The following is a 24,287-nucleotide window of genomic DNA, read 5'->3' as shown; positions in this document are numbered from 1 at the left end:
AATCAGCCTCTTGAAAGTCTGCGAGCACATTGATTCAAGGACACTCCGCTGAAACAGGAGGCTGTTGGGAATGTCGCGTTCGTTGTTCTGGTTGTCGGATGAAGCATGGGTTGCGATCGAGCCGCACCTGCCGAAGAACCAGCCCGGAGCGCGGCGTGTCGATGATCGCCGGGTGATCTCGGGCATCATCCACATGCTCAAGTGCGGTGGCCGCTGGGCGGACTGCCCACCCGAATACGGCCCTTCGACGACGGTCTACAATCGCTGGAACCGGTGGAGCCGCCGGGGCATCTGGACACGTATCCTGGCGGCGCTGACAGAGGAAGGCTGGATCGCGGAAACAGGCCAGATCGATAGCAGCTATATCAAGGCACACCGCTCTGCCGGTGGCGCAAAAGGGGGGCGCGGGCCAATGCCATTGGCATCTCGCGTGGCGGCAGGACAACGAAGATCCACGCCCTTGTCGATGTCCTCGGGCGACCACTCCGCCTCGTCCTGACGCCCGGCAATACATCTGACGTGAAGGGCGCAGACCTGCTGATCGGCGAGACCATCGGCATGAAGCGCGTGATCGCTGACCGCGGCTATGACGCGAACCGCATCAGGGCTGCCTTGCGCGAGCAGGGCACCATCCCGGTGATACCAGGTCGGCGCAACCGCAAGCGCCCAATCCAATATGACGAACGCCGTTACAAGGACCGCTGGCGGGTCGAGGCCATGTTCTGCCGTCTCAAGGAGTTGGCTTCGCCGCCCTTCGGGTCCGCCGGATTGCCACCCGCTACGACAAGCTCGCCAGAAACTTCCTGTCAGCCGTAAGCCTCGCCGCAGCCGTGGCCTTCTGGCTCTGAACGAGTCTGGACCCTAGTGGTGATGATGTATGTCCGCTTCCCGCTGTCGTTGCGGAATGTCGAAGACCTGCTGTTCGAGCGCGGGATCGACATCTGCCACGAAACCGTCCGCTTCTGGTGGAACAGGTTCGGCCCGATGTGCGTCTTGCAGGTGCAGCTTTCGCCTGGCTGGGCGATCGCTAGTTCGGCCCATAGGCCGCGCAGAATGTGTTGACCGCCGCCTCGACATCTTCCGCGATCATCTGTGCATTGGGCTTGCGTGTGCCTTTCGCCATGAATTCCTGGTAACAACCCGATTGGCACAGTGCGATAAAGTGCTGTGCCGCACGCATGCAATCGGCATCCGATCGGATGCGCCCCAGTTGCTGAAGATCGGCGAAATATTGCGCCACGATGCGCCAGCCGCGGGCCATTCCCTGTTCGTGAAACGCGGCGCCAAGCCCGGCAATCCCATGCGCCTCGGCAGTCACAATACGCCTCAGCGCCGTGATCGGCTCGGACATCAGGGCAGCAAGGAGATGGCGCCCGAACTCACCGAGCGCTTCTTCCAGCGGCCGATCGCGGACCAGCGCGATTTCGATACGTGCGCCATATTCGTCGATGAGATCCTCGGCCACCGCCATGAACAAGGCGGGCTTGCCATGGAAATACGACCATAGGGTGGTTTTCGATCCCCCCGCCCGCGCGGCGATTGCCGACATCGACACCGCCTCATAGCCCTGCGAGAGAAACAGCTCTCGCGCCACCGCAAGAATAGCTGCCCTGCGCGCCGCGCTGCCCTTGTGTCCGTCTTTTCCCACCAAATGATACTATGCAGTATCATTTGTGTTGACAACCGCCTTTCTCGGGTTCAGTTCGCCGCCAATGATACCGGTCAGTACGGCAGGGTGATGATGCGGACTGCGATTTTGGTGATGGGGCTGGTGCTGTCCGGCTGCGCATCGCTGCCACAGCTGGATCCGCCGCCGGCCCTGCGCGATCCGGCAGGACTGGCCGGCGCTGCCGTGCTTGCGGCGGACGAGGGCGATTTCCCGACCGACCGCTGGTGGCTGATGCTGGGCGACCCGGCGCTTGACCAATTGGTGGGGGAGGGTCTTGCCGCGTCTCCCGATCTGGCCGGGGCCGCCGCGCGGGCACGGCGCGCCGCGTCTTTTCAGGATCAGGCGCAGGCCGCACTGCTGCCGACCCTGGCAGCGGAAGCCAACGGCGCCGGGGTGCGGATCAGCCAGAACCAGGGTTTCCCCCCCGGTCTGATCCCTGGCAGCCTGCTGAGCCGGGGCCGGATTGCGGCTCTGGCGGAGTTCGATCTCGATCTGTGGGGCCGCAAACGTTCCGCGCTTGCGGCGGCAACATCTGCCGCGCAAGCGGCGCAGGCCGACATGGCCCAGGCTCGGCTGCTCCTCATCTCGGCGATCGTTGCCGCTTATATCGATCTTGACCAGTTGTTTGCCCGCCGGAGCCTTGCCGAGGCGGCGCTGGACATTGCCCGGCAGGAACAGGCTCTGGTCGCATCGCGCGCAGCGCAGGGGCTTGAGAACAATGCCGCCACAAGCCGCGCGGAGAGTCAGACCAGCCGTGCCGAACTCGAACTTGCGGCCATTGACGAGGCCATTGCCCTTTCCCGCAACGCCCTGGCGGCGCTGGCCGGTGCCGGCCCGGATCGCGGCCTGGCGATTGTCCGGCCAACGCTGGCCGAGCCCCGCTCGCTCGCCTTGCCGGCCAATCTGCCCGTTGATCTGGTCGGCCGGCGGCCCGACCTTGTCGCTGCCCGCCTGCGGGCCGAAAGCGCGGCGGCGGGCATCGGGGCAGCCCGGGCGAACTTCTATCCCGATATCAATCTGGCCGCCCTTGTCGGGCTTGAGGCCATCGGCATCGACAACCTCTTTTCCGGCTCCTCTTTGATTGCCAATGTCGGGCCAGCTTTGCGCCTGCCCCTGTTCGATGGCGGTGCGGCGCGGGCCGGCTATCGTTCGGCCCGGGCAGAATATGACGAGGCCGTCTCCCAATACAATGCGGTGCTGATCGACGCGGTCCGGCAGGTTGCCGATGCGGTGGCAAGCAAGCGCAGCCTGGCCGATCAGATCGGTGCTGCCCGGCGCGCCGCAGATGGGGTGCAGGCCAGCCTTTCCGTGGCAAGCGAGCGCTACGCGGCGGGGCTTGTCGATCGTCGCAGCGTTCTTGCAGCAGAGCGCGAACTGATCGCCGCAAGGGCCGCACTTGTCGCTCTCAACAGTCGCAATCATCAGGCCGATGCCGCGCTTGCCGTCGCTCTTGGCGGCGGGTTCATGGCGGATTCGGCCAGCACATCGGAACCTGAACGATGAACACCTCCGCTTCGCCCGACATGGCCGCCACCCCGGACGATGCGCCGCCGGCCAATCGCCGCAAGACCGCGCTGATCCGTCTTGGCCTCATCATCGCTCTTTGCGCTGCCGCCTGGGCGGGCTGGTATTTCCTGTTCCAGCGTGGGATCGTCAGCACCGATAACGCCTATGTCGGTGCGGAAAGCGCGGTGATTACGCCGCGCATCGCTGCAGCGGTGGTGGAAGTGCAGGTATCAGATACTCAGGAAGTCGCGGTCGGGGACATCCTGGTGCGCCTGGACGATGCGGATGCCCGTGCAGAAGTGGCTGCGGCTGAAGCGGCCCTGCGCCAGGCACGCCAGCGCTTCCAGCAAGCCCAGGCCAACGGCCGCAGCCAGGACGCGCGCGTTGCCGGGGCAGGCGCAGAAGCCTCTCAGGCGCGGGCGCGTCTGGCCTTGGCCGAGGAGGATCTGCGGCGCGCTGATGACGCCCTTGCCCGACGCGAGGGGCTGGCTGCATCGGGGGCTGTGGCCGGTGAGGAACTGGCGCAGGCCCGCACCGCCGCCGCCGTTGCGCGTGCCAATGTCGAAGCTGCGCGCAGCGCGGTTCGGGCGGCCGAAGCGGGGCGCGCGGCGGCTTCGGGCAGCGCCGATGCCATTGCGGTCGTCACCGGGGTGGGCAGCATCGAAGCCGATCCGGATGTGGTTGCCGCGCAGGCACGGCTCGATGCCGCCCGTCTGATGCTGGAGCGCACCATTATCCGGGCGCCAGTCGCGGGGGTGATATCCCAGCGGCAGGTGCAGGTCGGTCAGCAGGTGACGCCCGGCGCGCCGCTCATGCGGATCATCCCGCTTGCGCAGGTCTATGTCGATGCCAATTTCCGGGAAACGCAGCTGCGTGACGTGAAGGTTGGGCAAAGCGTGCGGCTGACATCGGACCTTTACGGCTCGGGCGTCGTGTTTCGCGGCAGGGTTGCCGGGATCGGGGCCGCTTCCGGCGCGGCGACGGCCTTGATTCCGGCACAAAATGCCACGGGCAACTGGGTGAAGGTGGTGCAGCGCATCCCGGTGCGCATAGCGCTCGATCCGGCGGAGCTTACGCAGCACCCGCTTCCCGTTGGCGCCTCGATGGAGGCCGAAATCGATACGAAGGGCTGAGGCGGTGGGTGCGAGCGGCCAATCTGCCGAGTCCGGAGGCGCAACAGAGCCTGGGCCACTGACCGGTGTGGCCCTTTATCTGGCCGCCTTTGCGCTGGCACTTTGCAACTTTGTCGTCGTCCTCGATATCACCATTGCCAATGTTTCGGTGCCGCACATATCGGGCGGGCTTGCCGTTTCGCCGAGCCAGGGCCTGTGGGTGCTCACATCCTATGCCGTGGCCGAGGCGATTACCGTTCCGCTTACCGGCTGGTTGGCCTCCCGGTTCGGGACGGTGCGCATGCTGATACTTTGCGTGGGCGGGTTTGGCCTCGCATCCTTTTTGTGCGGCATATCGACCTCGATCGAGATGCTGGTTATCGCCCGCGTCTTCCAGGGCCTTTCCGGCGGGCCGATCATGCCGTTGACACAGACCATGCTGACCCGCATCTTTCCGCCCGAAAAGGTGCCGATGGCCATGGGTCTGTGGGCTACCACCACGATTGCAGCACCGATCTTCGGGCCGATCCTCGGCGGCTGGCTCAGCGACAACTGGAGCTGGCACTGGATCTTTTTCATCAACCTTCCGGTGAATGGCTTTTGCCTCTTCATCTTCCTGCGCAGCCTTGGCCGTTATGAGACGGTCATTCGCCGGCCCCGCCTCGACAAGGTTGGCCTGGCTTTGCTGATCGTCTGGGTCAGCGCGTTCCAGATGATGTTGGAAACGGGCCGGGAGCATGACTGGTTCAATTCGGATGTGGTCGTCGCAATGGCGATTGCCGCGGCAATCGGCTTTGCCGCTTTTGTGGTCTGGGAGTGGTATGAACCCGATCCGGTAGTCAACATCCGGCTTTTGAAGGATCGAACGCTGGCCGTGTCCACCCTGGCCATATCAGTCGGCTTTGCATCCCTGTTCGCTTCGGTGGTGCTGGTGCCGCTGTGGATGCAGCAGGTGCTGGGCTACACGGCCTCCGATGCCGGTCTTGTCACCGGCTTTCAGGGCGTTCTGGCTATCCTTGTTGCCCCAATTGCGGCCTTGTTGCTGAACCGGGTCGATGTGCGCCTGACGGTCAGCATCGGGGTTTTGTGGCTTGGTTTCACCACCTTGCTGCGGCTTGGCTGGAATACCGATTCCTCGTTCTGGTCGCTCGCGCTTCCGCAACTCCTCCAGGGAATCGGGATGCCCTTCTTCTTCGTCGGGTTGACGGCTCTGTCGATCGCTACCATGCGGCCCGATCAGGTCGCGTCAGCAGCCGGGATCGTCACTTTCAGCCGCACGATGGCCGGAGCCGTCGCGACTGCCTTGGCCTCGACACTCTGGATCGACAACGGACGCATCCAGCGCGCGGAAATGGTGCAGGGCATGAATGATGCGCAGGGCACCACCGGAATGCTGCAAGGCTACGGCCTGAGCCAGGAGCAGAGCTACGCGGTCGTGGAACGCGTGCTCGAAACGCAGGCACTTACCGGATCGGCGTTACATGTGTTTGGGCTCACCTTCGCCTTGTTCATCATTGCGGCGCTTACGATCTGGCTGGCTCCCCGGCCGAAAAAGGCGCTCAATCCCGGTAGCGGGCATTGATGAGGCCGGCCTGATCCTGGGAGGTGAAACGCCGCATTTTCGGTTCCCTTCGCCGGACCGAACTTGTCCGCAGAGCAGCGAACGGTCTCATGCGTCACGCCGTCCCGCATTCGGCGAGCATCCCCTCGACATCGCGCAGGCTCGTCGTGAAGCGGAAATAGGGCCAAGACAGCCAGCCGGATCGTGTCGGGCGGAACCCGGTGGCGCCTGAAGGATATGGGGTAAGTTCTCGCCTCTCTATGCGACGAACGTCAAGCTGCGGAGACACGTCAATGTTTCCCGGACAGCACCGGGCAGGTCATGCTCCGCCAATCGGAGGCGAGCTGCGGTCAGGCTGGCAGCGCCTTGCTGGCCGGTCATCTGCTGACCGTGATGCTGGCTTGCAGATCGGTTGGACGGATAACCGGCAGGAGCGGGGCATCGGCCACAAGCTTGACCCACAGCGTGTCCCCGTCCCGGAAATAGGATGTCGCGTTCGCTGCGCGCAAGGCGTCCATGCTGCCCTGTTCCGTTCCGGAGGCAGCATTGGTGAAACCCGGCAGTTCGAACAGCACCCATGAGCCCTCGTCCATTTCGGCCAGGCTGAGCGTGACTTGCGGCCTTTCGGTCTTGACCTGGATCTCGGTGCCTGCCCGCACCGTGCTCTGGTCGCCGGAGACGCGAAACTCCCTGCCACCCCGAACCAGCGATATGGGGGCCTGCGGGGCACGGCGCGAGAACAGGGCCGTACGCTGCGCCCGGACGAGCGGTGTGTCGGGAGCATTCGGGCCGAGCGAGGCAAGCAGGGCGAAGCGCGCGGTCCGCGATTCCAGATCGACTGCGGCGGGAAGTTCTCCCCTGGCGTCCGAGAGATTGAGGCGGCCGATATCGCCGGTGCACACCGCCGCGTTCCAGGTGGGACGGATGTCGCAGGTGTCGTCGGTGGCGACGCTGTCATTCTCGCCATCGTGGAGCAGGATCTGGGAGCCGGGGATGCCGGTCACCGATCCATCGAGGTCGCGAAACGACAGGGTCCGGTAGGCGTTGCCGCCGCGGTTGTCATTATCGAACCGGGCGTCGAAGGCCGGGAAATAGACCGGCTTGGCGTTAACGAACTGAGCACCGCTGATCGTGCTTCCGGTGCTCAGCCCAGCGCTTGTGAACAGCAGGAAGGACAGTGCTCCGGTCTTGCGTCGGTCATTGTCCTGGAAATTCACGAATGTCGTGTTCACCACATCATCGCGGTAATCATAATATTCGTAGCCGCGAATGGGGAAATCGGGGATCGCCGGCTTCGGCAGGCTGCGGCCATAGGCGCGTTCCTCCGCGGTGCGCGGATTGCCGATATTGGCGGTTTCGCCCACCACCAGCGAGTCTACCAGGCGCGAACTGAAGGGCAGGCTGCCGATGTCGCCAGCGGCCTGCGTCATGCCAATCGCATTGTCCGCAAGTTTCAGGTTGCTGTACACGTAAAGATCGCCCCGACCCCACAAACCACCATTGCGGTTCTTGTAGGCGGTCAGGTTCTCTTAGTGCGTTTCCATCACTTCGCTTTCCAGATCGGTGGGATCTGTGAGGGGCAGCAAGGGGATCGAGGCCAGCCCGAACGTGTTGTCGTGGTCGATGTGCCGGTCGATCAGGAACCCGTCGAAATTGGAATGGGCCACATTGCCCCGGAACGCCCGCAGCGGCGTCCGGCGCGGCCAGGTGTTGCGGCTGATCTCGGTGTCCAGGAAGGCGCCATTGGGGTGCTCGGGTATCGAAAACCAGAAACCGACCTGGTCGGAACCGGCCGCCACATTGTCGATATAGCTGTTGTCCGGGTTGGTGATCCAGAAGGACGCCACGGTGTTGTCCGAAGGGAGCAGGGTGTTGCCGCCGTGGAAGCTGGCCTGCCTGTAGGCCGCCGCATCGGCAAAGCTGGCGTCTCTCTCCCCGTTGGCGGCAAGGTTGGTGGGCACGCAATCCAGCGTGGGGTGACACTTGGTCTGGATCGCCACGTTCCTGATGAAGGCGTTGCCCGTCTCGATCCCGTCTTCCATGAAGAAGCAATGGCCCACGGTGTTGTAGGTCACATTGTTCTCCACGCGCAGATTGTTGGTGCCGTGCACCGTTACGCAGCGGTTGAAGGTGTCGTGGATGGATGAGTTGCGCACATACTGGCCCTGGCCTTCGCCAAGCAGGTGCCAGTGGATCGGATAGCGCGCCAGCGTGAGGTGCTGGCCCATCCGGTTGAGCTCGACACCGTCCACGAACAGCCGCGAGCCCGCCATCGCCATGATGTGCCCGCCGAAATAGCTCTCGCTGGCATCCTCGGATGCCTCGATGCGGATATTGCGCGTCAGATTGGCAACCTCTCCCCGCTCGTCCACGCCAAAGGTGATCTCGCCGAAATGCATGTATTCCAGCGGCTCGGCAAAATGCAGCGTGTTGCCGCGCACCGCCGTGATCGTGCGCCGTTCGGCCTGGCGCGGGTCGAAATCGGTCGAGGCAAGGACGATTTCGTCACCCACGTGCCAGCCGCTTGCGTCCAGTACCTCGATCGCGGTCGCCCCGGCTGCGGCAGTGACGGCCAGCTTGGACCAGCTGTGGCTGCGGTTGCCATGCAGGCTCAGCGTCCCGCGCAGCAGGATGATCCCCCGGTCACCCATCGTGTTGATGTCCTCGCCCTTCACCTCGTCGGTCAGGGTGATGGTGGCGTTGTGGGTATAGGGCCGGGCCTCGGTGCCGATCTCCAGTTCGCCCCCGGCAACATAGATCCATTCGGTAGTCAGATTGAGGTCGCGATCGTCGGCAAAGCGCAGGGCGCCCTGCACGGTCAGGCTGCGCAGCGCGGGCGGGCTGACATCCAGCGTCATGTCCACATCGCGCGCAATGGTCACCGCATCGCCGGCGCGCGGCACGCGGCCATCGGGCCATGCGGCCGGATCGGACCAGCGCGCTGCCCGCCGTGCTGCCGGCGCGCCATCGACCGGCATCTCCATGCCTGTGTGGGACGCGTGATCATGCTGGGCCAAAGCGGCAGATCCTGTCCCCAGCAGGGCTGCGATCGCCAAAAGCACGGCGAATTTGGGCAAGCAAGACTGCAGCCGCATGGCCATTTCCCCTCCCGCAGGCTCCCAGTCCTGCACCTGTAATTTTTTCCAAGCTTGCCGCGCGGAAGCCGGTTTGCCAAGCGCATATGCGTTCACCGCGCATGCCAGTGCGAACACCGCCTATGGGGTGGGCCTATGCTACCTGGAACCGGATAGCGAGCGCCATGACCGGCACCGGCTGCAGCACAGGCACGGTGACGCTGCGCCTTGGCCTGCCCCGGCGAAGGCCGATGATCCGACGGTCGCGCTGGCTGGCAATGGTGGCGGCAAGGCAACGAAGTTCAGGACCGCACGATCCGCCCGTCGAGCAATTCGATCCGGCGCGGGCATTGGCCGGCAATATGCTCGTCATGGGTGGAAATCAGGAAGCTGGTTGCCAGCGTCTGGTTGATCGAACGGATGAGCTGCATCACCTGGTCTGCCGCTTGCCGGTCCAGATTGCCCGTCGGCTCATCGGCCAGCACCAGCACCGGCTGGTTGATCAGCGCGCGGGCCACGGCCACGCGCTGGCGCTGCCCGCCGGAGAGGGCGCCGGGGCGGTAGTCGCGCCGGTCGGCAAGGCCCACCGCGTCGAGCAGTTCGGCGGCGCGCTCCCGCATGGCGCGGCTCTCGCGCCCGGCCGCGGCGGCGGCGGGCATCATGACGTTTTCCAGCGCGGTCAGATCGGGCAGAAGGTGGTGGAACTGGAACACGAAGCCCAGATGCCGGCTGCGAAACGCGGTGCGCTCGGCATCGCTGGCCTGCATCAGGTCGACGCCCAGCATCTCGTGGCGGCCGCCGCTGGCGCGCATCAGCGTGCCCAGAATGGTGAGCAGCGTGCTTTTGCCCGAACCCGACGGGCCCAGCAGCGCGGCCATTTCGCCGGGGGCCATCGTCAGGTCGATGCCTTTCAGCACCTTTGCCTGCGCCTCTCCCTCGCCAAAGACCTTGGTGAGATCGCGCACGGAAAGGATCGGTTCGGCGCTCACGATCCGATCGCCTCCACCGGGTCGATCCGCGCCGCGCGGCGGGCGGGCAGGATCGAGGCCAGCGCGGCGGCGAGCGTGGTCAGTGCAATCGCCAGCAGGAAATCGCCCTGCGCCTGGTCGATCGGCAAGCCGCCGCTCTCCACTTCGCTGACGGGCGGCAGGGGCAGCAGCACCAGCCAGGCCACCAGCGCGCCCACGACCGCGCCGATAAAGCCGATCAGCGTCCCTTCCAGCACGAAGATCGACACGACCAGCCGCTTGCTGGCGCCCATTGCGCGCATGATGCCGATTTCCGCCTGCCGCCGCACGATCGACAGTAGCATGGCGCTGGCAATGCCGACCACGATGGTGATCAGCGCAAAGGCCTTGATGATGGTGCCGGTGCGCGCCTGCGCGTCCAGCCCTTCGAACAGCTGGCTGTTGTCCTCGGTCCACGCGGTAGTCTTGAGGCCTGTCGAGCGGCGCAGCCGCGCGGCGATGGCGGCGGCGTCCGTGGCGGGTTCCACCTTGATCTCGATCCGCGAAATGCCCGTGGGCAGGTCGAACAGCGCGCGCGCCGTGGTGAAATCCATATAGACCGCCTGCCGATCGGCGCTGGCGACGCCCAGCGTGAAGATGCCGCTGATGCGGAAACTGCGCGCCCGCCCGCGCTCGGATGTCAGGCGCAGCACCTGCCCGGTGCGCAGGCCCAGATCGCCCGCCAACCGGCTGCCGATCAGTATGCCGTCGGTCGGCAAATTGCTGCTGCCATCAACAATGGCGCCCTCGATATCGGCAATGTCGGACAGCTTGCCCGGCATCACCCCGATCACGCCCACCGGCGCCAGCGCCTGTCCGCGTTCGACATAGGCCGAACCACGGATCTGCGGCGAGACGGCGGTGACGCCTGCTTCCGCCTCGATGATCGGCACGACCGGTTGCCAGATGGCGATTTGCTGGCGGCGGCTGAGGTCCTTCTGCAAGACCACCTGCGCACCCGATTGCGGGGCCAGGACAGCGGGATCGCGGTCGGGCATTTCCAGCACGATATGCGGGATGCTGCCCACCGTGCGCAGCGTCAGCAAGGTGGCAAGGCCGCCGATCAGCGCGCTCATGAAGATGAACACGCCCACGCCCAGCGCCACGCCCGACATCAGCAGCGCCGACTGCCCCGGATGAGACAGCAGATGCCGGAAGGCGAGCTTGACGGCGTAGGGGCTCATCCCTGGGGCGCTGTCCGCACCTTGACCTGTTCGCCCGGCTGGGCGGTATCGGGATCGGCCAGGATGTGCTCGCCCGCCTGCAGGCCGCTGGTGACGATCACGCTTTCGGCGGGCCAGTCGACGAAGCTGATCGCGCGTTCGATCACAATGCCATCGGCGGGGACGACGCGCACGCGCGCCTCGCCGCCGGACTGGATGATGGCGCTGCGCGGCACGCTGATGGCGCTCTCGCGCTGCTCGATCACCAGATTGACCGTCACGGTGAGGCCGGAGGGCGCGTCTACCGCCGCATCGGCCAGGCTGAGGCGGACATCGCGCGCACCCGTGGCCGGGTCAACGCGCTCCTCGCCCTGCGCCACCAGCTGCAGGCGGGCATTGGCCGGGCCGTCCTGGCCGAGCTCGAACTCGATGCTTTCGGCCATGGTGCCGAGATGGCGGAAGAACACCGGGGTGGTGAGCTTGGGATGGCCGATCTCGATCGTGTGGCTCGGGATCTCGTCGGCCCCGCTCTGCCAGAGGTGCTCATGCCCGCCACCGGTGAGCCGCGGACCCGAGGGCGAAGCATGCGAGGCGGCGATGGTGAAGGCATTGCCAGAAGGCCCGGCCGTATCGAAGACGATCTCGAGCCGCTGGGTGCTGGCCGGACGGCTGTAGGTGCACTTGCTGATCTCGGGATTGGCCGAGGCGTTGAGATTGGTGACCAGCTGGTCGATGGTCTGGGTCACGGTCGCCTGGATCTGGGTCTGCAGCGCCCCCGGCGTGCCGGTGACGAAGGTCCAGACCACGCCGTTCAGCGTGATCGTCTGCCCGGCGGCGGGATTGGCGGCGAAGGTGATCGATCCGCTTGCCGCCACGCTGCTCGTCGTCGGCAGGCCGAACAGGGCGGTGAGCCAGTAGCCTGTGCCGCGCAGGTCGAGCGGCACGTCGATCTGGCCCTCGTCGGTGACGAGGCCGCGATAGGGATCCTGCGCATTGCGCCCGCGCCCGAGCAGCGGATCGGCGGCGAGCGGTTGCGTGGCGGCAAGGTCGGTCGAGCGGAAGTCGAGGCTGCGCCAGCCGCTCGACGGCATCACGCCATAGCTCGTCTCGCGGGCGATCTTGAGCGTCGCATCCGCGCCATAGGCACGCAGTTTGGGCATGGGTCATCTCCGATGGGGATGGGGGACGGGAAGGCCCGCGCGAGCCACCCGCGCGGGGCAGGATTATTGTTTCAGATCATGTGCTTAATCGCTTGATAAGCAGGGCGGACAGAGCGAACACGCTTCTACCGGATGCATCGCCAACGGAGGAAGCAGATGACCCTGACCACCACCGCCCGCCACGAGGCCCGCGCCGAGAAGGCCCGCCGCAACAGCAAGGCAGCGCTCGAAGCCTTCATGGCCAACAAGCTCGAAATCGACAGGCTGCTCGAACGTCTGCAGGCGCTGAGCGAGGATCATTTCCACGCCGAACCCGACAGCGTGCACTGGGGCCATGTCGGCAGCCTTGCCCATGTCCGCGACCAGCTGCGCGAGATCGCCCGCTTCCTTGGGATCGAGGCATGACCATGACACAGAGCAGTCCCATGCCGGTTTCCGACACCCAGCGTATGGTCCTGAGCGCCGCCGCCCAGCGCGCGGATGGCAATGTCCTGCCGCTTCCCGGATCGCTGCGCGGACCCAATGCCCGGCGGGTCGTTGCCGCCCTGCTGCGGCGCGGGCTCATCGCCGAGACCGTGACCCGCAGCTGGACCAAGGCCAGCGCCAAGCACAACACTTTCTGGCGCAATGACGAGGACGGCCGCGCCACCCTGCTTCACATCACGCCCGCAGGCCTTGCCGCCGTCGGCAGCGCCGGGGGAGCCAAGGCTGCAGCCCCGCAAGGATCTGGCGCTGCGCACGAGGAGTCCCAATGCCCGCACTGCAACGGCGCAGGCCGCAGGCTCCATCTGGCTGGCACCGAGCTTGCACACACCACGCGCTGCCACATCTGCGATCCTGAGCCCGAACCACCCGCTTCGCAGGAGGCTGTCGCCACGCCTGCCCCGCCGCCGCGCCGCCAGCGCGACGGCACCAAGCAGGCCGCGCTCATCGCCATGCTGCAGGCACCCGAGGGCGCCAGCGTGGCCGAGATCGCAGCAGCACTCGGATGGCAGAGGCACACGGTGCGCGCCGCGCTCTCGCATGGGCTCAAGCGCCGCTTGGGCCTTGGCGTGGCCTCGCACCGGGACGAGACCCGCGGGCGGGTCTATCGCTTGCAAGCGGAAGGCTGAGCCATGGCCAAGGCCACGCTCCACGACCGTCTGGTCGCCGCTCTCCTCGCCTCGGGCGAGCGCCTCGTCCCCGATGCCGCCACGCAGCGCTACACTGTGCTTACCTGCAGCCATCCCAAGGCGCCGCAGGGCTGGCACTACTACGTCGGGCGCGCCGGGGCCTTGCGCGTCGGCCCATCCGCCAGCGCCAGCCGCGCGGTGAGCGAGACGCTGAAGGACACACTGCTCGGGATCGCCCGCCTGAAGCAGGCGTGACGACTCCGCAGTCGCAGCTTGATGATCCGCCGCCTCCGTCCGGGCGGCGGCTCCCGTTCGGGCCCATTGCCGGCCCATCCTGATCCCATCGCATCTCACCCCGCGAGCGGATCGCTGACCAGATACTCGGCGGTCAGCACGAGCCGCGCGGTGAGCAGCGGGACTGCGCCCTCGATGGCCAGCACCCCGATCTCCGGCGCGGCCGGAGTGAGGGTCTCGGCAAGGCCGCCGAGCGTCTCGTCGGCGCGGAGTGCCGCACCGATCGCGCCGAGCAGCCCATCGAGCGCCGCCTCACCGCCGCCAGCATTCCCCTGCGGCACGAACAGCTCGAGCTCGATGCGGTGGCGATACCATTCGCGGCGCGGGTTCAGCGTCACCTCGGGCTCGCCCGGCTCGCCGTCGCGCAGGATGACGAGCCCGTCAGCCGGCACCTTCTCGGGCAGGGCCGCATTGCGCCGCACCGGCGCCGCGAGTGCAGCGCCGAGCTGCGCGGCGAGCGCTGCCAGAATGGCCTCACGCGTCGACATCACCGATCCTCACCTCCAGCGTCCCACCACCCGGTCCTCGAGCCGGCCGATCCAGCGCTCGGCCGCGCCTTCGACATCGAGGCGCTTGCGAAGCCGCACCTGCGGCACCAGCACGAAGAGCACCACGCTCACGAGGCCGCGCCCGGTCCTGAGCGCCGTGGCGCTCGCCCGGGCATAGCCGCCGCGCCGGCCGCTGCGCGCGCGCAGGTTCTCGGCGACCAGCAGGGCTGGCCGGCCCGCTCGTCCCGGCACGAGGCGTAAAGGCGTGCCCATGCGCTGCTCCCACAGCTGCGGCGTGAGCCGCCGGTCACCGGCGCGCATGGAGAGCGCCGCCTCGGTCGGGATGGCAAGGAAGGTGCCGCCACGCGCGCGAATCAGTGCGCCCTCGGCATGGCCGCGGATGATCGCCGGCGCCTTCGACCAGACCAGTCCCGCCGCCCCGAGGCTCGCCTCGCCGCTCGGCCAGACCTGCGAGCGCCAGGTGCGGGAAAGGCGCGCTCCCAGCCCCGCGCCGGTCACCTGCGCGCGCAGCTCGCCCTTGAGCCCGGCGGTCGCCTCGGTGACAGCCCCGCTCACCGCCTGCTCGGCCGCAGCCACCTCTTCGGCCATGATCTGCCTGAGATCGCCGATGGTGGTGAGCGCGAGCCTCATGAGGGGGCCAGCTCCGCCGTCCAGACGAGGCGCTCGGCATCGCCCAGCGGCTCGCCCTGGACGATCCAGTCCTGGCCTGCGACCGCGATGACATCGCCTGGTTCCAGCACTGGCACCTCGGCCATGCGCAGATCGGCGAGCGCGGTTGCGGCGTGAAGGCGGGTCTCGCCCCAGTCGGCCACCCGGTCCGGCCGGCGCAGCACCACGCGCACCGGAACCGGCGGGCCGCTGCCGCCAGCACGCCAGAGACCATCGCGGGCAAGGTTGGGGTCAGCGAACAGCACATCGAGCGCGGCGGCAAAGGCGCTCATCAGAAGCTGCCGTTGAGCCGCACCCGGCCGACGACATCCTCGGCCCCGCCGGCAACCGCCTCGGTGGCAACGCCGATGAGCGTGTTGCCCGAAGCCGTGGTGGTGCAGCGCCGGTTGGTGTTGTCCCAATAGACCCTGGCGCCCACGCTCCAGGCCTGGCTCGGCGCCTTGGCCAGATCGAAGACGCCGACGAGCGCGGCCTCGACATTGTCACCGGATTGCGCAGCACCGCTGGCGACGCCGAAGATCGCGCCCACCAGCAGGCCGTCGCCGGGGGCAAGGGCATGGGGTGCGGCAAGGGTGATGGTCTTGCCGGGCTGGACGTAGTTTTTCATGGGGAAGATCCTCCTGGAAAGACGAAGGGCGGCCCGTCAGGACCGCCCATCTCGTAGGGGTTCAGGTGTCAAAGACGGGACCGGATCAGGCGCCGGGGTTCCTGTAGAGGCCGCGCCAGTCGATCGCCTTGGCGCCGAAGTCGAGCCGGCACTTGATCTCGACCCCGTCGACATCGAACCCGTTGCGGGTCTCGATGTAGGCCCCCTGCTGGCCCTCGAGATAGGCATATTCGATGGTGTCGATCTGGGCGGGCGAGGCGGCGAGATACCAGGCGGTCTCGCTCGCGGCATCGAGCCGCGGCTCGGCGATCGGCACCAGCGTGCGGATCGAGGCCGGCACGACATTGCCGCTGGAGGCCGGCACGAGGTTCTGCGCCAGCAGCTGCTCGGCCTTGAGTTCCAGCGCGGCGGGCACGATCAGGAAGGCCGGGCGGATGTTGAGCACGGTCTTCTTGTCGAGCCCGGTCTGCCTCGCCATGGCCGCGCGCGCCGCCCCGAGGCTCGTGACATCGAGCGCCGTGCCGGTGGCGGCAAGGTTCCTGTGGCTCGCATGGAACAGCGCCTGCCCGTCGGCCATGGCGGGGTTGGAGGTGATGATCGACCAGACGACATCGCTTTCGAGCTGGGCGATGGCATTGCCATACATCGCCGGGATCCGGGTGAAGGCGTCGAGATCGTCGTTGATCAGCACCTGACGGGTGATCGCCACCACCCGGCCATAGGTCTTCACGCGATAGCTCTCCTTGCTCTCCCCGAGCGTGCCGCGCTTGAACTCGCCGCTCTCGGCCACTTCCAGAAGCTGCGGCGCCTCGCCCAGTTGCACCCGGTGCATGGCCTTGAAGTCAGTGGCCAGCACCTGGCGGCAGAAGGCGGTGAAGGTGCGCGGGGCAGCCTCATAGGCCTGGCGCAGGGTGCGGTTGGTGACGGCCGCGAGGATCTCGGGGAAGTCCGAGGTCGCATGCAGCGCGCGGGTCGCCACCTCGTCGCGCGAGAGCCCGCGCGTGCTGGTGCCGGCCAGCTCGAGGCTCTCGCGCGCGAGTTCCATGAGCGTCATGCCGCGATAGGACCGCGCGGCATCCTCGAGCGGGAACAGGCCCGGGCTGTAGCGGTGGAGCAGGGCATTGGTCACCGCCTCGCGGCGGGTGACCCGCTCGTCGCGCCCGCCGAGCGGGATCGCGACATGGGGGAAGCTGCGGGTCTCCTCGGCCTTGGCAGCAAGCTCGTCGAGGATCAGCTGCCGCGCTTCCTCGAGCGGGGTGCCGCGCCGGACCAGATCCTCGGCGAAGCCGCGCTCGAGCCTGAGGCGGCTTGCCAGATCGTGGATCGCGGCGACCCGCGCGCGTTCCTCCTCGCGGGCCCGGCGCGCGATCGCCTCGGCATCGGACGGCAAGCCGGCATCGGCCTCGCGCAGCGGCGTGGGAATGGGGGCAACAGCGGGGGCGCCATCGGAAGCGACGGCGCTGGCAGCCGCGCGGGTTTCCTCGCACGGGGCGCTGGCGGCCGCATCGGCGGCGGACGGATCGGGGACGGGGTCGTGCATGGTCAGCTCTCCTTCGGGGCTTGGGCGTGCGTCCCGCCGGACGAGGACGCAGGGGGAATGGGGGACCGGGCTGCTGCGGAAGCCGGCCTGCGGGTCGGCGCCCACCGGCACGGCCGAGATCTCGAAGGGGGTCCAGTCGATCGCGCGCCACAGCTCGCGCCCGTTCTCCGGCCGGCTCACCTGGTAACGGTGGACCTGGTAGCCGATCGAGACCGCGCGGATGTGCCCGGCCTCGATGTCGCGCCAGATCGGCTCCACCTCCGCGCGCTCGGAGAAGCGGATCAGCGCAAGCCCGCGCCCCTGCTCGATCCGCGCCGAGCCGGGCACCACCGAGCCGATGATCGCATCGAGGCTGTCGGTCTCGTGCACCTTGAGGAACGGCGCGCCCGCATTCAGCCGCTCGAGCCGGACATGGGCGGGATCGAGGCTCAGCTCCTCGTCATAGGGCGCATCGAACCAGCGCTGGCGCAGCACCCGTGCACCGGTCGACCAGACCACCTCGACGGTGCGGGCGGCAGGGTCGATGGTATGGGGCGCAAGCTCGCCCGCCCGGCGCAGCGCCGGAAGCTCGATCGTCGTCTCCATTGCCTGTCACTCCTGTTCGCTGTCGGTGGCGAGCGGATCGCTGCCCTGCACCCCGCCAGTGCGGCTCACCCGCCTCGGATCGCTGTCGAGCACGAGGCCGAGCGCATCGAGCCGGGCATTGGTGGCGGCGATCTCGGCCAGCACCGCCTCGGGATTGCGCCCGGCACGCGCGATCGCCTCGGCCAGCGTCATCGTGCCCGAGCGGATGGCGATGAGGTTGGCCATGGCATCCTTGTAGGGATCGACCGCCTCGAAGCGCGGCGGCGACCACTCGACCGGAACCTCGGGCACAGGGATTGCCCCTGCCGCCCAGGCGCCTTGCGTGAACCAGCGCCAGACGGGCAGGCAGAACATCGGGATGAACAGCTGCCACTGCACCGCATCGATCATCCGGCGGAACTCGACGAGGCCGGCGCGGATCGAGGAGTAGTTGACCTGGGAGAGATCCCCGGTCAGCAGCTCGTAGGGCACCCGGAACCCGGCCGCGATGGTGTGCAGGCTCGCGCGGCGGTACTCGGCATAGCCGCCGGTCGCGGCAGGCTGGTTGAAGCGGATGTCCTTGCCGCCGCGGGCATAGGCGATCAGCCCCGGCTCGAACTGCTCGACCCGGTTGCCGTCGGCATCGACCACCGCCGGGGCAATGCCCTGCTGCGTCTCGTCGTCGCCGACGACGATCGCGGTGACGCAGGCCTCGGTCTTCTTCCTCACGATCTCGGCGACCTCGTAGTCGTCGAGATCGCGCAGGACCCGGATCACCGGCGCGCCCCAGGGCACGCCGCGCACCTGCGTGCGCTGCTTCTCGTAGACATGGGCGATGTCTTCGGCCGGCACCGGACGGCTGCCCTGCCGCAGCGTGGCCAGAGGCCCGCCGTCGCCGGGATGCTCGGCATGGAGCCAGTAGGCCCGGCGGCGCCCCAGCGCATCGAACTCGACCCCCTGGACGATCCGCCCCGCGCCGGAAGCGCCATGGCGGGAGCCATCGAGCAGGTCGGCCTCGATCATCTGCAGCTGCAGCGGCACGGCCAGACCATCCCCGGCGCGGCGCGGACGGCGCCGCACCAGCACCTCGCCGGCCTCGACCATCTCGCGGCAGACCAGCGTCTGCAGGCCGTAGAAGTCGAGCTGGCCATCGGCGTCGCACTCGGCCGACCAGCGCTCGAACAGGGCATCGACCCGGCGGTCGAGGGCCGCATCGCCGCTCGCAGAGCGCGGCATGATGCCCGCGCCTACGATATTGTTGACCAGCACCGCCACCGCCTTGGCGGCATGGGGATTGTTGCGCACCAGATCGCGCATGCGGTCGCGCAGGAGCGGCCCGGCCGCGCCGATCTCGGCATCGGCCGAACTGCCGGTCGCGCGCCAGCCCTCGGTGCGCCGCCCGCGCGCCGCCCCGTCATAGCCGCGCGCAAGGCTCGCGAAGGCCTCGCGCGCCAGCACCCGGCGCGCGGCCATGCGCGGCGCGATCCAGCCCAGCGCCCGGTCGAACCAGCCCAGCGCCATCAGCGATCCCCGCGCGAGAACCCGGCAAGGCCGGCAAGCGGCAACGGCCGCGAGGCGCTGGCGAGCGCCTGCTCGAGCGTGCGGATCCGCGCCAGCAGATCGGCGGCCGAGCCGTATTCGACGGTTCTGCCGTCATAGCTCACGCGGGTCGTGCCGCTGGCGTAGGCGCGGCGCAGGGCCGCCAGTTCCGTCTCGCTCCACGCGCTCATCTCACAACCACCCTTCTCTTCGCCCGAGCCAGTCGGAGCGGCGCTTGCCTTCAGGCGCCCGTCCCGGCCGATGGATCTGCCCGGCAGGATCGCTTGCGCCGGGCGCCACCTGAAGCTGCGCCTCGAGATCGCGCCACTTGTCCTCGCCCCAGCGATCAGCGCCCGCGATCCAGGCCGCCGCTCTGGCATAGACCCGGCAGTCGAGCGCCTCGTTGCGCTCGCGCATTTTCTGCCACTCAAGCCGCGCAAATCCTCTGCGGTTGCGCACCGTTACCAGCTGTTCGGCGGTGAGCTGGCGCAGCCACTCGCTCTCGATCCATTGCGGCAGATGTATCGTGCCGGGCGGGAACGCTGCACCCGCGGCAATCTCTTCATCCGTCGGCCTCGCAAGGCGCAGGAAGCGGTAGGTCTCGGTCTTGAAGGTCGAGACCGCCACGGTCCACAGCCGCGCGCCGCGGCGCAGCCTTCTGCCGCTCTCGGTCACGTCCACATAGGTCGGACCCGAGACCGGGCTTGACCGGTTGAACCCCTCCACGCCCTTGATCGGTGCAACCTGGGCAAAGCCTACGCTGCGCGCCCAGGCATGGACCGCCTGGGTCTCGTAGCCGGTGTCGATGGCGAGGCGCGCGATCCGCAAGTGTGCACCACCTGCGTGTCGCCAGCTGCGGTCGAGCAGGGCAGAGAGCTGCGCCCAGGCATCCTGCCGGTCCGGCCCGCCCTCGATCACCAGGTGATCGACGAGCCAGCTTTCCAGCCCGCGCCCCCAGGCCCAGACATCGACCTCGATGCGGTCCTTCTGCACGTCGGCCCCGGCGGTGATGAACAGCCCGCCCGCCGGCACCGTGCCCGGCGTCCACGGCTCGCGCCGATCGTAGAGCCGCTGCCAGTCGGGCGCGTCGCCGGTCTCGACCCAGCTCTCGCCCAGCACCGTGTTGACGAAGGCGCGCATGGCCTCGTCCGAGCCTTGGGCCGCCTCGTGCGCCCGGGCGATGCGCGCCCAGCTCATCCAGCCCACCGGCGAATAGAGCGCCGAGATGTGATAGCCGACCGTGGCCGGATCGGCAGCTTCCGCCGTCGCCCGCCACTCGCCTGCTTCCAGCATCGCCGTCTTGTGGTGCTCACCGATCGGCGCCTCGCAGGCCTCGCAATGATACTCTGCCGTCTCCGGCTTGCCCTTGCTCCAGCGCAGCCGCTCAAACTTGAGCCATTGCATCGCCCCGCAATGAGGGCACGGCACGAAGTAGCGCCGCTGGTCGCTGCTCTCGAACTCGCGCTCGATGCGGCTCACACCGCGGATCGTCGGCGTCGAGACCAGCAGCACCTTGCGCCGGTGCGCGAAGGTCAGCGAGCGCGCCTCGGCGAGGCTCACCGGGTCGCCCTCCTCGTCGGCCGAGGCGGGATAGGCATCGACCTCGTCGAGGAAGATATAGCGCGCCGGGGTCGAGCGCAGGCCGACGGCCGAGTTGGCCCCGGTCATGATCAGGATGCCGCCGGCGAACTCCTTCGACAGCATGGTGTTGCCGGCATCGCGGGATCGGGCGGGTCTGACCCGCTCCCGCAAGGGCGGACTCTCGGCGATCAGCGGCTCGATCCGCTGCCGCGAGTTGCGCTTGGCCAGTTCCACCGTGGGCTGGACCGCCAGCATCGGCCCCGGCGCCTGGTGGATGACATAGCCGATCCAGTTGTTGCCGGCCTCGGTCGCGCCCACCTGTGCGGCCTTCATGAACACCACCCGCTGCGCCGGATCGTGCGGGCTCAGCCGGTCCATGATCTCGCGCATGTAGGGCGTGCGCGCCGTGCGGTAGCGGCCCGGTTCGGCTGAGGCGCGGCCCGAGAGCACCCGGTGGCGGTCGGCCCATTGCGAGACACTCAGCCGCGCATCGGGCGCCAGTCCCCGCGCCCAGGCACGCCGAAGCGCCCCGGCGCCGGGAAAGTCCTCGTTCCCGCCCGAAGCCTCAGGTGAAGTCGGGCGCGCGCGGTGCGGCGAGCTCCTCGAGGTGGCTGCGGACATGGTCCTCCAGGATCTTCTGCATCGCCGCCACCTCCACGATCACTTCGCGGCCTGCCGCCTCGCTGCATGAGGCCGAAAGCTCCGACGCCATCAGCGCCGCCACCCGCGCCGGCCAGGTGATCCACGCCTCGCGCTCTTCGCGCGCCATGCGGAACACCAGCGCCGCGGCCCGGTCGCGCTCGACCAGCTCGCCCTTGAGCTTCTGCAACCGCAGGCGGCGCTCCTGTGCTTTCAGCACCTCGTTCGCGGTCCGGGCCTGCAGGAAGGTCGTGCCCCCCGAGCCGCTGGTGCTGGCCAGCCCCTGTTCGCGCAGGGTCTCGCCCACCGCCGCCACGGCCGCCTCGGGCACTGGCCTGGCGCCCTCGGTCCCTCTCGAGGAACTGGCCGCGCGCCGCGATTTGGCAGGATCGGTGAACTGGCTGCGCCTGGCATCAGACGCGGCGGCATCGATCGAGCCGTCGGCATGCAGCACCAGCCGCCCGGCCGCGCGCGCCTTCTGCACCGCGCCGCGCGAGATACCGGCATGGGCCGCATATTGCCGCTCGCTCATGCCCTTCGTCATGGTCCGACCTGGTCACCTCCCGTCAGCGCCTGGCGCGCGCGCAGATGCTCGAACAGCCGCCGCAGCCCATAGGAGCGCACCACGCTCACCAGCGTGAACACCGCGCCCATCATCAGGTTGGCAGCAAGCGTCGTGTGCAGGCCGAACAGCGGGAAGACCACAAGCTGCGTCACCACCGCCACGCCATAACCCACCACCACATTGGCCAGCGACTCCATCAGCGACATCACGCGGGACTGCTTCATGGCCGCTCTCTCTGCCCGATCCGCGCCAGCGCGGCCCGATATGCACCGGCCACGTCGACGATCAGGCAGGTCTTCGGACGGCGGCACACGATGGCGGGCAGACCAGCGTCATCACTCAGCCAGACCGTCTCGGCGAAGTCGCTGCTCTCATCCCATCGTGCCAGGACGAGGAACAGCGCCATGTCTTGGTGCACACAACCGCGCTGCTCCAGCAGGCCGCGCAGCTCGGCGACCAGACGCCCTGCCTCATGCGGCTCCAGCGACAGGGCACACAGCTCGGCCATCACGGCAAGACAGGCCAGATCGCACCAGTCGAACAGCCGCCGCTGGCCCGGCCTGACCGCCTGTGACGGCCGATAATGGCCCCGCGTGATCCACTGGCCCAACTGCCACGTGCCCAGCCCGCAGGCCTCGCACATCTCCCGGACGGTCCACATGGCCCTACCGCGCCCGCCTGCGCCTGGGTCTCGCTTCGGACACTGCCTCGCCAGCTTCGGCCTCGGTGCCGTCCGCGGGAGGCGGCTGCGCGCCCTTCAGCCGCTCGGCCTTCACCTGCGCGAAGGTGCGGCCGTCGCCCTCAAGGATGGCGGCGCGGCCCGTGGCGGCCTGCCAGCGCTCGACCGCCACATCGACATAGGCCGGGCTGATCTCCATGGCATGAACGCGCCGGCCGTTCTCCTCGCCGGCGATGATCTGCGTGCCCGAGCCGCAGAACGGCTCGTAGCACAGGCCGCCGCGCGCCACATGCTGGCGCATCGGGATGGCGAAGGCATCCACCGGCTTGGGCGTGGGATGATCGGGCCGCTCCTCACCGGCGGGCACGGCCATCTCCCAGGTCGAGGGCAGCGTCTCCTCGGCCACCTTGGGCGGGCGGTGCGGACGGCGCCAGCCCATGAAGCAGGGCTCGTGCTTCCACAGGTAATGCGAGCGGGTGAGCACCCCGCGGTCCTTGACCCAGACGATCTGCTGGTGAACGAAGGCGCCGGCCTTCTCCCAGCATGCTTCCAGCATCGCCTGGCGGCGCGAGGCATGCCAGCAATACCAGGCGGCATCCTCGGCGATCGCCTCGGCAATGGCGGCGGCGATGAAGCCGTCGTAGAGTTCGGCGCCCTGCGCACTGTCGTCCCAGGTGACGCCATAGGACCGGCTCCAGTCCTTGTTCTGCGTGGGATGGTTGGTGCCGTCGTAATCGACCAGATAGGGCGGATCGGTGGCGAACAGGATCGCCCGCTCGCCGTTCATCAGGCGGCGGACGTCCTCATGGTTGGTGCTGTCACCGCAGAGCAACCGGTGGTGCCCGAGGATCCACAGGTCGCCCCTGCGCGAGGCCGGGTTGCGCGGCGGCTCGGGGATGGTCACCGGCGGAACCTAAGCGCCGCCATCCTCATCGCCCGCTTCGGGATCGAGCGCCAGCAGCCGGTCGAGTTCGCCATCGGCAAAGCCGGTGAGCCCCAGATCGAAGTCCTCGGCCAGCAGGTGCCTCAGTTCGCCCGCCAGCAGCGCCTCGTCCCAGGTGCCGAGTTCGGTCAGCCGGTTGTCGGCGATGCGGTAGGCGCGGCGCTGGGCCTCGGTCAGATGCGCCAGCACGATCACCGGAGCCTCGGTCAGCCCCAGCTCCATCGCGGCGAGCACCCGCCCGTGCCCGGCGATCAACTCGCCGTCCTCGGCAACCAGGCACGGCACGGTCCAGCCGAACGCGGCCATGCTGGCAGCGATCCGCGCCACCTGATCGGGCCCATGCTGCTTCGCGTTCTGGGCATAGGGCCTGAGGCGCTCGAGCGGCCACGTCTCGATGCGGTCGGGGGCAAAGGCAAGGGTCATGGGCAGAAAGGAACGATAAAGGGTCAGGAACGCGGGAGGGGCGCACCCGCGCGGGTGGCCGCTGATTGGCCAGGCTGGCTCAGCGGGCGAAGCCTCGATGCGCATGCGGCCGATGGCCAGCGTGCTCGAATGGGCGAACGGGAGGGTGGATTCCACGGTGGACTCCACGGTGGATTGCCTGTGGACTCCGGGTGGATTCCGGAATCCAGTAAGAAGCCACCCGGCAGCTCGCCCGGACTTGCGGCTATCCAGCAGAAATCACGCGGTTTTCCTGTGCCCTCCGGCAGCCGGTGGCTTCCCTCAGACGGGGGTGGCTTCCCAAAAAATCGGCCCTGTCGCTGGCGCTACGCCGCGCCTCGCCCGCCAGCATA

At 68.0% G+C, this 24,287-nt stretch carries 25 protein-coding genes and 3 pseudogenes; 8 read left to right on the top strand and 20 right to left on the bottom strand.

What is annotated here, in order from left to right; genetic code table 11:
• The first annotated feature begins 70 nt into the window (after positions 1 to 70).
• Together BZF61_RS14475 and BZF61_RS16045 are read left to right on the top strand one after the other, a co-directional pair.
• Positions 71 to 816 (top strand): annotated as a pseudogene (locus tag BZF61_RS14475) (IS5 family transposase).
• Positions 817 to 870: 54 nt separating this feature from the next.
• Positions 871 to 984, top strand: a pseudogene (locus tag BZF61_RS16045) (IS6 family transposase); the annotation flags it as partial.
• A 43-nt stretch (positions 985 to 1,027) separates the two neighbouring features.
• Here BZF61_RS16045 and BZF61_RS14465 read toward each other — a convergent pair.
• The gene (locus BZF61_RS14465) at positions 1,028 to 1,471 is read right to left on the bottom strand and encodes a TetR/AcrR family transcriptional regulator C-terminal domain-containing protein (RefSeq protein WP_245804664.1); all 444 of its coding nucleotides are present in this window, start codon (positions 1,469 to 1,471) and stop codon (positions 1,028 to 1,030) included.
• A gap of 3 nt (positions 1,472 to 1,474) precedes the next feature.
• Positions 1,475 to 1,594: pseudogene (locus tag BZF61_RS16115) on the bottom strand (TetR/AcrR family transcriptional regulator); the annotation flags it as partial.
• A 144-nt stretch (positions 1,595 to 1,738) separates the two neighbouring features.
• Here BZF61_RS16115 and BZF61_RS14460 point away from each other — a divergent pair.
• The 3 genes from BZF61_RS14460 to BZF61_RS14450 all read left to right on the top strand — a co-directional run bounded on the left by BZF61_RS14460 (position 1,739) and on the right by BZF61_RS14450 (position 5,869).
• Positions 1,739 to 3,172 carry an efflux transporter outer membrane subunit gene (locus BZF61_RS14460; protein ID WP_036857858.1) on the top strand — a complete coding sequence of 478 codons (1,434 nt, stop codon included), beginning with the start codon at positions 1,739 to 1,741 and terminating at the stop codon, positions 3,170 to 3,172.
• Positions 3,169 to 4,308 (top strand): efflux RND transporter periplasmic adaptor subunit, encoded by a 1,140-nt coding sequence (locus BZF61_RS14455; protein ID WP_051221179.1) that lies wholly within the window; start codon positions 3,169 to 3,171, stop codon positions 4,306 to 4,308. Before BZF61_RS14460 ends, BZF61_RS14455 begins: the two co-directional genes overlap by 4 nt.
• Before the next feature lie 67 nt (positions 4,309 to 4,375).
• A complete protein-coding gene (locus BZF61_RS14450) occupies positions 4,376 to 5,869 on the top strand; it encodes a DHA2 family efflux MFS transporter permease subunit (protein WP_245561358.1) in 1,494 nt (497 codons plus the stop codon).
• A gap of 356 nt (positions 5,870 to 6,225) precedes the next feature.
• Here BZF61_RS14450 and BZF61_RS14445 read toward each other — a convergent pair whose 3' ends face one another.
• From BZF61_RS14445 to BZF61_RS14425, 5 genes are all read right to left on the bottom strand, one after another.
• Positions 6,226 to 7,278, bottom strand: a complete 1,053-nt coding sequence (locus BZF61_RS14445; protein ID WP_143737089.1) for a hypothetical protein — start codon at positions 7,276 to 7,278, stop codon at positions 6,226 to 6,228.
• Positions 7,279 to 7,377: 99 nt separating this feature from the next.
• Positions 7,378 to 8,832 (bottom strand): G8 domain-containing protein, encoded by a 1,455-nt coding sequence (locus tag BZF61_RS14440; protein WP_036857853.1) that lies wholly within the window; start codon positions 8,830 to 8,832, stop codon positions 7,378 to 7,380.
• Positions 8,833 to 9,224: 392 nt separating this feature from the next.
• On the bottom strand, positions 9,225 to 9,911 hold the full coding sequence (locus tag BZF61_RS14435) for an ABC transporter ATP-binding protein (protein WP_027443823.1): 687 nt from the start codon (positions 9,909 to 9,911) through the stop codon (positions 9,225 to 9,227).
• Entirely contained in the window at positions 9,908 to 11,113 is a 1,206-nt protein-coding gene (locus BZF61_RS14430; RefSeq protein ID WP_027443822.1) for an ABC transporter permease, read from the bottom strand. The genes BZF61_RS14435 and BZF61_RS14430 overlap by 4 nt, the downstream gene beginning before the upstream one ends.
• Positions 11,110 to 12,252: a phage tail tube protein gene (locus tag BZF61_RS14425; RefSeq protein WP_211276796.1), complete on the bottom strand. Its 1,143-nt coding sequence runs from the start codon at positions 12,250 to 12,252 to the stop codon at positions 11,110 to 11,112. Before BZF61_RS14425 ends, BZF61_RS14430 begins: the two co-directional genes overlap by 4 nt.
• Positions 12,253 to 12,408: 156 nt before the next feature.
• Here BZF61_RS14425 and BZF61_RS14420 point away from each other — a divergent pair, with 156 nt between their 5' ends.
• Genes BZF61_RS14420 through BZF61_RS14410 form a run of 3 tightly spaced genes read left to right on the top strand, consistent with a single transcriptional unit; the run spans position 12,409 to position 13,619 of the window.
• Positions 12,409 to 12,657, top strand: coding sequence for a hypothetical protein (locus BZF61_RS14420; RefSeq protein ID WP_051221149.1), 249 nt, complete (start codon positions 12,409 to 12,411; stop codon positions 12,655 to 12,657).
• On the top strand, positions 12,654 to 13,364 hold the full coding sequence (locus BZF61_RS14415; protein WP_211219334.1) for a DUF3489 domain-containing protein: 711 nt from the start codon (positions 12,654 to 12,656) through the stop codon (positions 13,362 to 13,364). Before BZF61_RS14420 ends, BZF61_RS14415 begins: the two co-directional genes overlap by 4 nt.
• A gap of 3 nt (positions 13,365 to 13,367) precedes the next feature.
• Complete coding sequence (locus BZF61_RS14410) at positions 13,368 to 13,619, top strand: hypothetical protein (protein ID WP_027443742.1); 252 nt, start codon at positions 13,368 to 13,370, stop codon at positions 13,617 to 13,619.
• A gap of 95 nt (positions 13,620 to 13,714) precedes the next feature.
• Here BZF61_RS14410 and BZF61_RS14405 read toward each other — a convergent pair whose 3' ends face one another.
• The 13 genes from BZF61_RS14405 to BZF61_RS15920 form a co-directional block, all read right to left on the bottom strand.
• Positions 13,715 to 14,146 carry a hypothetical protein gene (locus tag BZF61_RS14405; protein ID WP_211219364.1) on the bottom strand — a complete coding sequence of 144 codons (432 nt, stop codon included), beginning with the start codon at positions 14,144 to 14,146 and terminating at the stop codon, positions 13,715 to 13,717.
• A gap of 9 nt (positions 14,147 to 14,155) precedes the next feature.
• Positions 14,156 to 14,797, bottom strand: a complete 642-nt coding sequence (locus BZF61_RS14400; protein ID WP_086620085.1) for a DUF6441 family protein — start codon at positions 14,795 to 14,797, stop codon at positions 14,156 to 14,158.
• Complete coding sequence (locus BZF61_RS14395) at positions 14,794 to 15,108, bottom strand: head-tail joining protein (RefSeq protein ID WP_027443908.1); 315 nt, start codon at positions 15,106 to 15,108, stop codon at positions 14,794 to 14,796. The genes BZF61_RS14400 and BZF61_RS14395 overlap by 4 nt, the downstream gene beginning before the upstream one ends.
• Positions 15,108 to 15,443: a DUF2190 family protein gene (locus BZF61_RS14390; RefSeq protein WP_027443909.1), complete on the bottom strand. Its 336-nt coding sequence runs from the start codon at positions 15,441 to 15,443 to the stop codon at positions 15,108 to 15,110. The genes BZF61_RS14395 and BZF61_RS14390 overlap by 1 nt, the downstream gene beginning before the upstream one ends.
• An 85-nt stretch (positions 15,444 to 15,528) precedes the next feature.
• Positions 15,529 to 17,568, bottom strand: coding sequence for a prohead protease/major capsid protein fusion protein (locus BZF61_RS14385; protein WP_027443910.1), 2,040 nt, complete (start codon positions 17,566 to 17,568; stop codon positions 15,529 to 15,531).
• A 6-nt stretch (positions 17,569 to 17,574) separates the two neighbouring features.
• Positions 17,575 to 19,068 carry a phage portal protein gene (locus BZF61_RS14380; protein ID WP_027443911.1) on the bottom strand — a complete coding sequence of 498 codons (1,494 nt, stop codon included), beginning with the start codon at positions 19,066 to 19,068 and terminating at the stop codon, positions 17,575 to 17,577.
• Positions 19,068 to 19,277 carry a phage head-tail joining protein gene (locus BZF61_RS14375; RefSeq protein ID WP_027443912.1) on the bottom strand — a complete coding sequence of 70 codons (210 nt, stop codon included), beginning with the start codon at positions 19,275 to 19,277 and terminating at the stop codon, positions 19,068 to 19,070. The genes BZF61_RS14380 and BZF61_RS14375 overlap by 1 nt, the downstream gene beginning before the upstream one ends.
• A gap of 1 nt (position 19,278) precedes the next feature.
• Positions 19,279 to 21,288 (bottom strand): phage terminase large subunit family protein, encoded by a 2,010-nt coding sequence (locus tag BZF61_RS14370; protein WP_086620084.1) that lies wholly within the window; start codon positions 21,286 to 21,288, stop codon positions 19,279 to 19,281.
• Positions 21,233 to 21,850, bottom strand: a complete 618-nt coding sequence (locus BZF61_RS14365; protein WP_086620083.1) for a hypothetical protein — start codon at positions 21,848 to 21,850, stop codon at positions 21,233 to 21,235. The genes BZF61_RS14370 and BZF61_RS14365 overlap by 56 nt, the downstream gene beginning before the upstream one ends.
• Positions 21,847 to 22,095, bottom strand: a complete 249-nt coding sequence (locus tag BZF61_RS14360; protein ID WP_086620082.1) for a DUF7220 family protein — start codon at positions 22,093 to 22,095, stop codon at positions 21,847 to 21,849. Before BZF61_RS14360 ends, BZF61_RS14365 begins: the two co-directional genes overlap by 4 nt.
• The gene (locus BZF61_RS14355) at positions 22,092 to 22,532 is read right to left on the bottom strand and encodes a hypothetical protein (RefSeq protein WP_027443849.1); all 441 of its coding nucleotides are present in this window, start codon (positions 22,530 to 22,532) and stop codon (positions 22,092 to 22,094) included. Before BZF61_RS14355 ends, BZF61_RS14360 begins: the two co-directional genes overlap by 4 nt.
• A gap of 4 nt (positions 22,533 to 22,536) precedes the next feature.
• The gene (locus BZF61_RS14350) at positions 22,537 to 23,454 is read right to left on the bottom strand and encodes a DNA-methyltransferase (protein WP_211276795.1); all 918 of its coding nucleotides are present in this window, start codon (positions 23,452 to 23,454) and stop codon (positions 22,537 to 22,539) included.
• Between the two features lie 9 nt (positions 23,455 to 23,463).
• Positions 23,464 to 24,072: a ParB/Srx family N-terminal domain-containing protein gene (locus BZF61_RS15920; protein WP_211276794.1), complete on the bottom strand. Its 609-nt coding sequence runs from the start codon at positions 24,070 to 24,072 to the stop codon at positions 23,464 to 23,466.
• Positions 24,073 to 24,287 lie beyond the last annotated feature (215 nt).

Source organism: Erythrobacter tepidarius (assembly GCF_002155695.1).
GTDB classification, from domain to species: Bacteria; Pseudomonadota; Alphaproteobacteria; order Sphingomonadales; family Sphingomonadaceae; genus Erythrobacter; species Erythrobacter tepidarius.
The sequence above is the reverse complement of the archived record's forward strand: the minus strand, read 5'-3'. Positions and strand labels throughout refer to the sequence as shown.

Excerpts from the sequence above, each read along its gene's own strand:
- BZF61_RS14465 (WP_245804664.1), bottom strand. The coding sequence starts at position 1,471 with ATGGCGGTGGCCGAGGATCTCATCGACGAATATGGCGCACGTATCGAA.
- BZF61_RS14460 (WP_036857858.1), top strand. The coding sequence starts at position 1,739 with ATGATGCGGACTGCGATTTTGGTGATGGGGCTGGTGCTGTCCGGCTGC.
- BZF61_RS14455 (WP_051221179.1), top strand. The coding sequence starts at position 3,169 with ATGAACACCTCCGCTTCGCCCGACATGGCCGCCACCCCGGACGATGCG.
- BZF61_RS14445 (WP_143737089.1), bottom strand. The coding sequence starts at position 7,278 with ATGACGCAGGCCGCTGGCGACATCGGCAGCCTGCCCTTCAGTTCGCGC.
- BZF61_RS14440 (WP_036857853.1), bottom strand. The coding sequence starts at position 8,832 with ATGGAGATGCCGGTCGATGGCGCGCCGGCAGCACGGCGGGCAGCGCGC.
- BZF61_RS14430 (WP_027443822.1), bottom strand. The coding sequence starts at position 11,113 with ATGAGCCCCTACGCCGTCAAGCTCGCCTTCCGGCATCTGCTGTCTCAT.
- BZF61_RS14425 (WP_211276796.1), bottom strand. The coding sequence starts at position 12,252 with ATGCCCAAACTGCGTGCCTATGGCGCGGATGCGACGCTCAAGATCGCC.
- BZF61_RS14420 (WP_051221149.1), top strand. The coding sequence starts at position 12,409 with ATGACCCTGACCACCACCGCCCGCCACGAGGCCCGCGCCGAGAAGGCC.
- BZF61_RS14415 (WP_211219334.1), top strand. The coding sequence starts at position 12,654 with ATGACCATGACACAGAGCAGTCCCATGCCGGTTTCCGACACCCAGCGT.
- BZF61_RS14410 (WP_027443742.1), top strand. The coding sequence starts at position 13,368 with ATGGCCAAGGCCACGCTCCACGACCGTCTGGTCGCCGCTCTCCTCGCC.
- BZF61_RS14405 (WP_211219364.1), bottom strand. The coding sequence starts at position 14,146 with ATGTCGACGCGTGAGGCCATTCTGGCAGCGCTCGCCGCGCAGCTCGGC.
- BZF61_RS14400 (WP_086620085.1), bottom strand. The coding sequence starts at position 14,797 with ATGAGGCTCGCGCTCACCACCATCGGCGATCTCAGGCAGATCATGGCC.
- BZF61_RS14395 (WP_027443908.1), bottom strand. The coding sequence starts at position 15,108 with ATGAGCGCCTTTGCCGCCGCGCTCGATGTGCTGTTCGCTGACCCCAAC.
- BZF61_RS14390 (WP_027443909.1), bottom strand. The coding sequence starts at position 15,443 with ATGAAAAACTACGTCCAGCCCGGCAAGACCATCACCCTTGCCGCACCC.
- BZF61_RS14385 (WP_027443910.1), bottom strand. The coding sequence starts at position 17,568 with ATGGAGACGACGATCGAGCTTCCGGCGCTGCGCCGGGCGGGCGAGCTT.
- BZF61_RS14380 (WP_027443911.1), bottom strand. The coding sequence starts at position 19,068 with ATGGCGCTGGGCTGGTTCGACCGGGCGCTGGGCTGGATCGCGCCGCGC.
- BZF61_RS14375 (WP_027443912.1), bottom strand. The coding sequence starts at position 19,277 with ATGAGCGCGTGGAGCGAGACGGAACTGGCGGCCCTGCGCCGCGCCTAC.
- BZF61_RS14370 (WP_086620084.1), bottom strand. The coding sequence starts at position 21,288 with ATGTCCGCAGCCACCTCGAGGAGCTCGCCGCACCGCGCGCGCCCGACT.
- BZF61_RS14365 (WP_086620083.1), bottom strand. The coding sequence starts at position 21,850 with ATGACGAAGGGCATGAGCGAGCGGCAATATGCGGCCCATGCCGGTATC.
- BZF61_RS14360 (WP_086620082.1), bottom strand. The coding sequence starts at position 22,095 with ATGAAGCAGTCCCGCGTGATGTCGCTGATGGAGTCGCTGGCCAATGTG.
- BZF61_RS14355 (WP_027443849.1), bottom strand. The coding sequence starts at position 22,532 with ATGTGGACCGTCCGGGAGATGTGCGAGGCCTGCGGGCTGGGCACGTGG.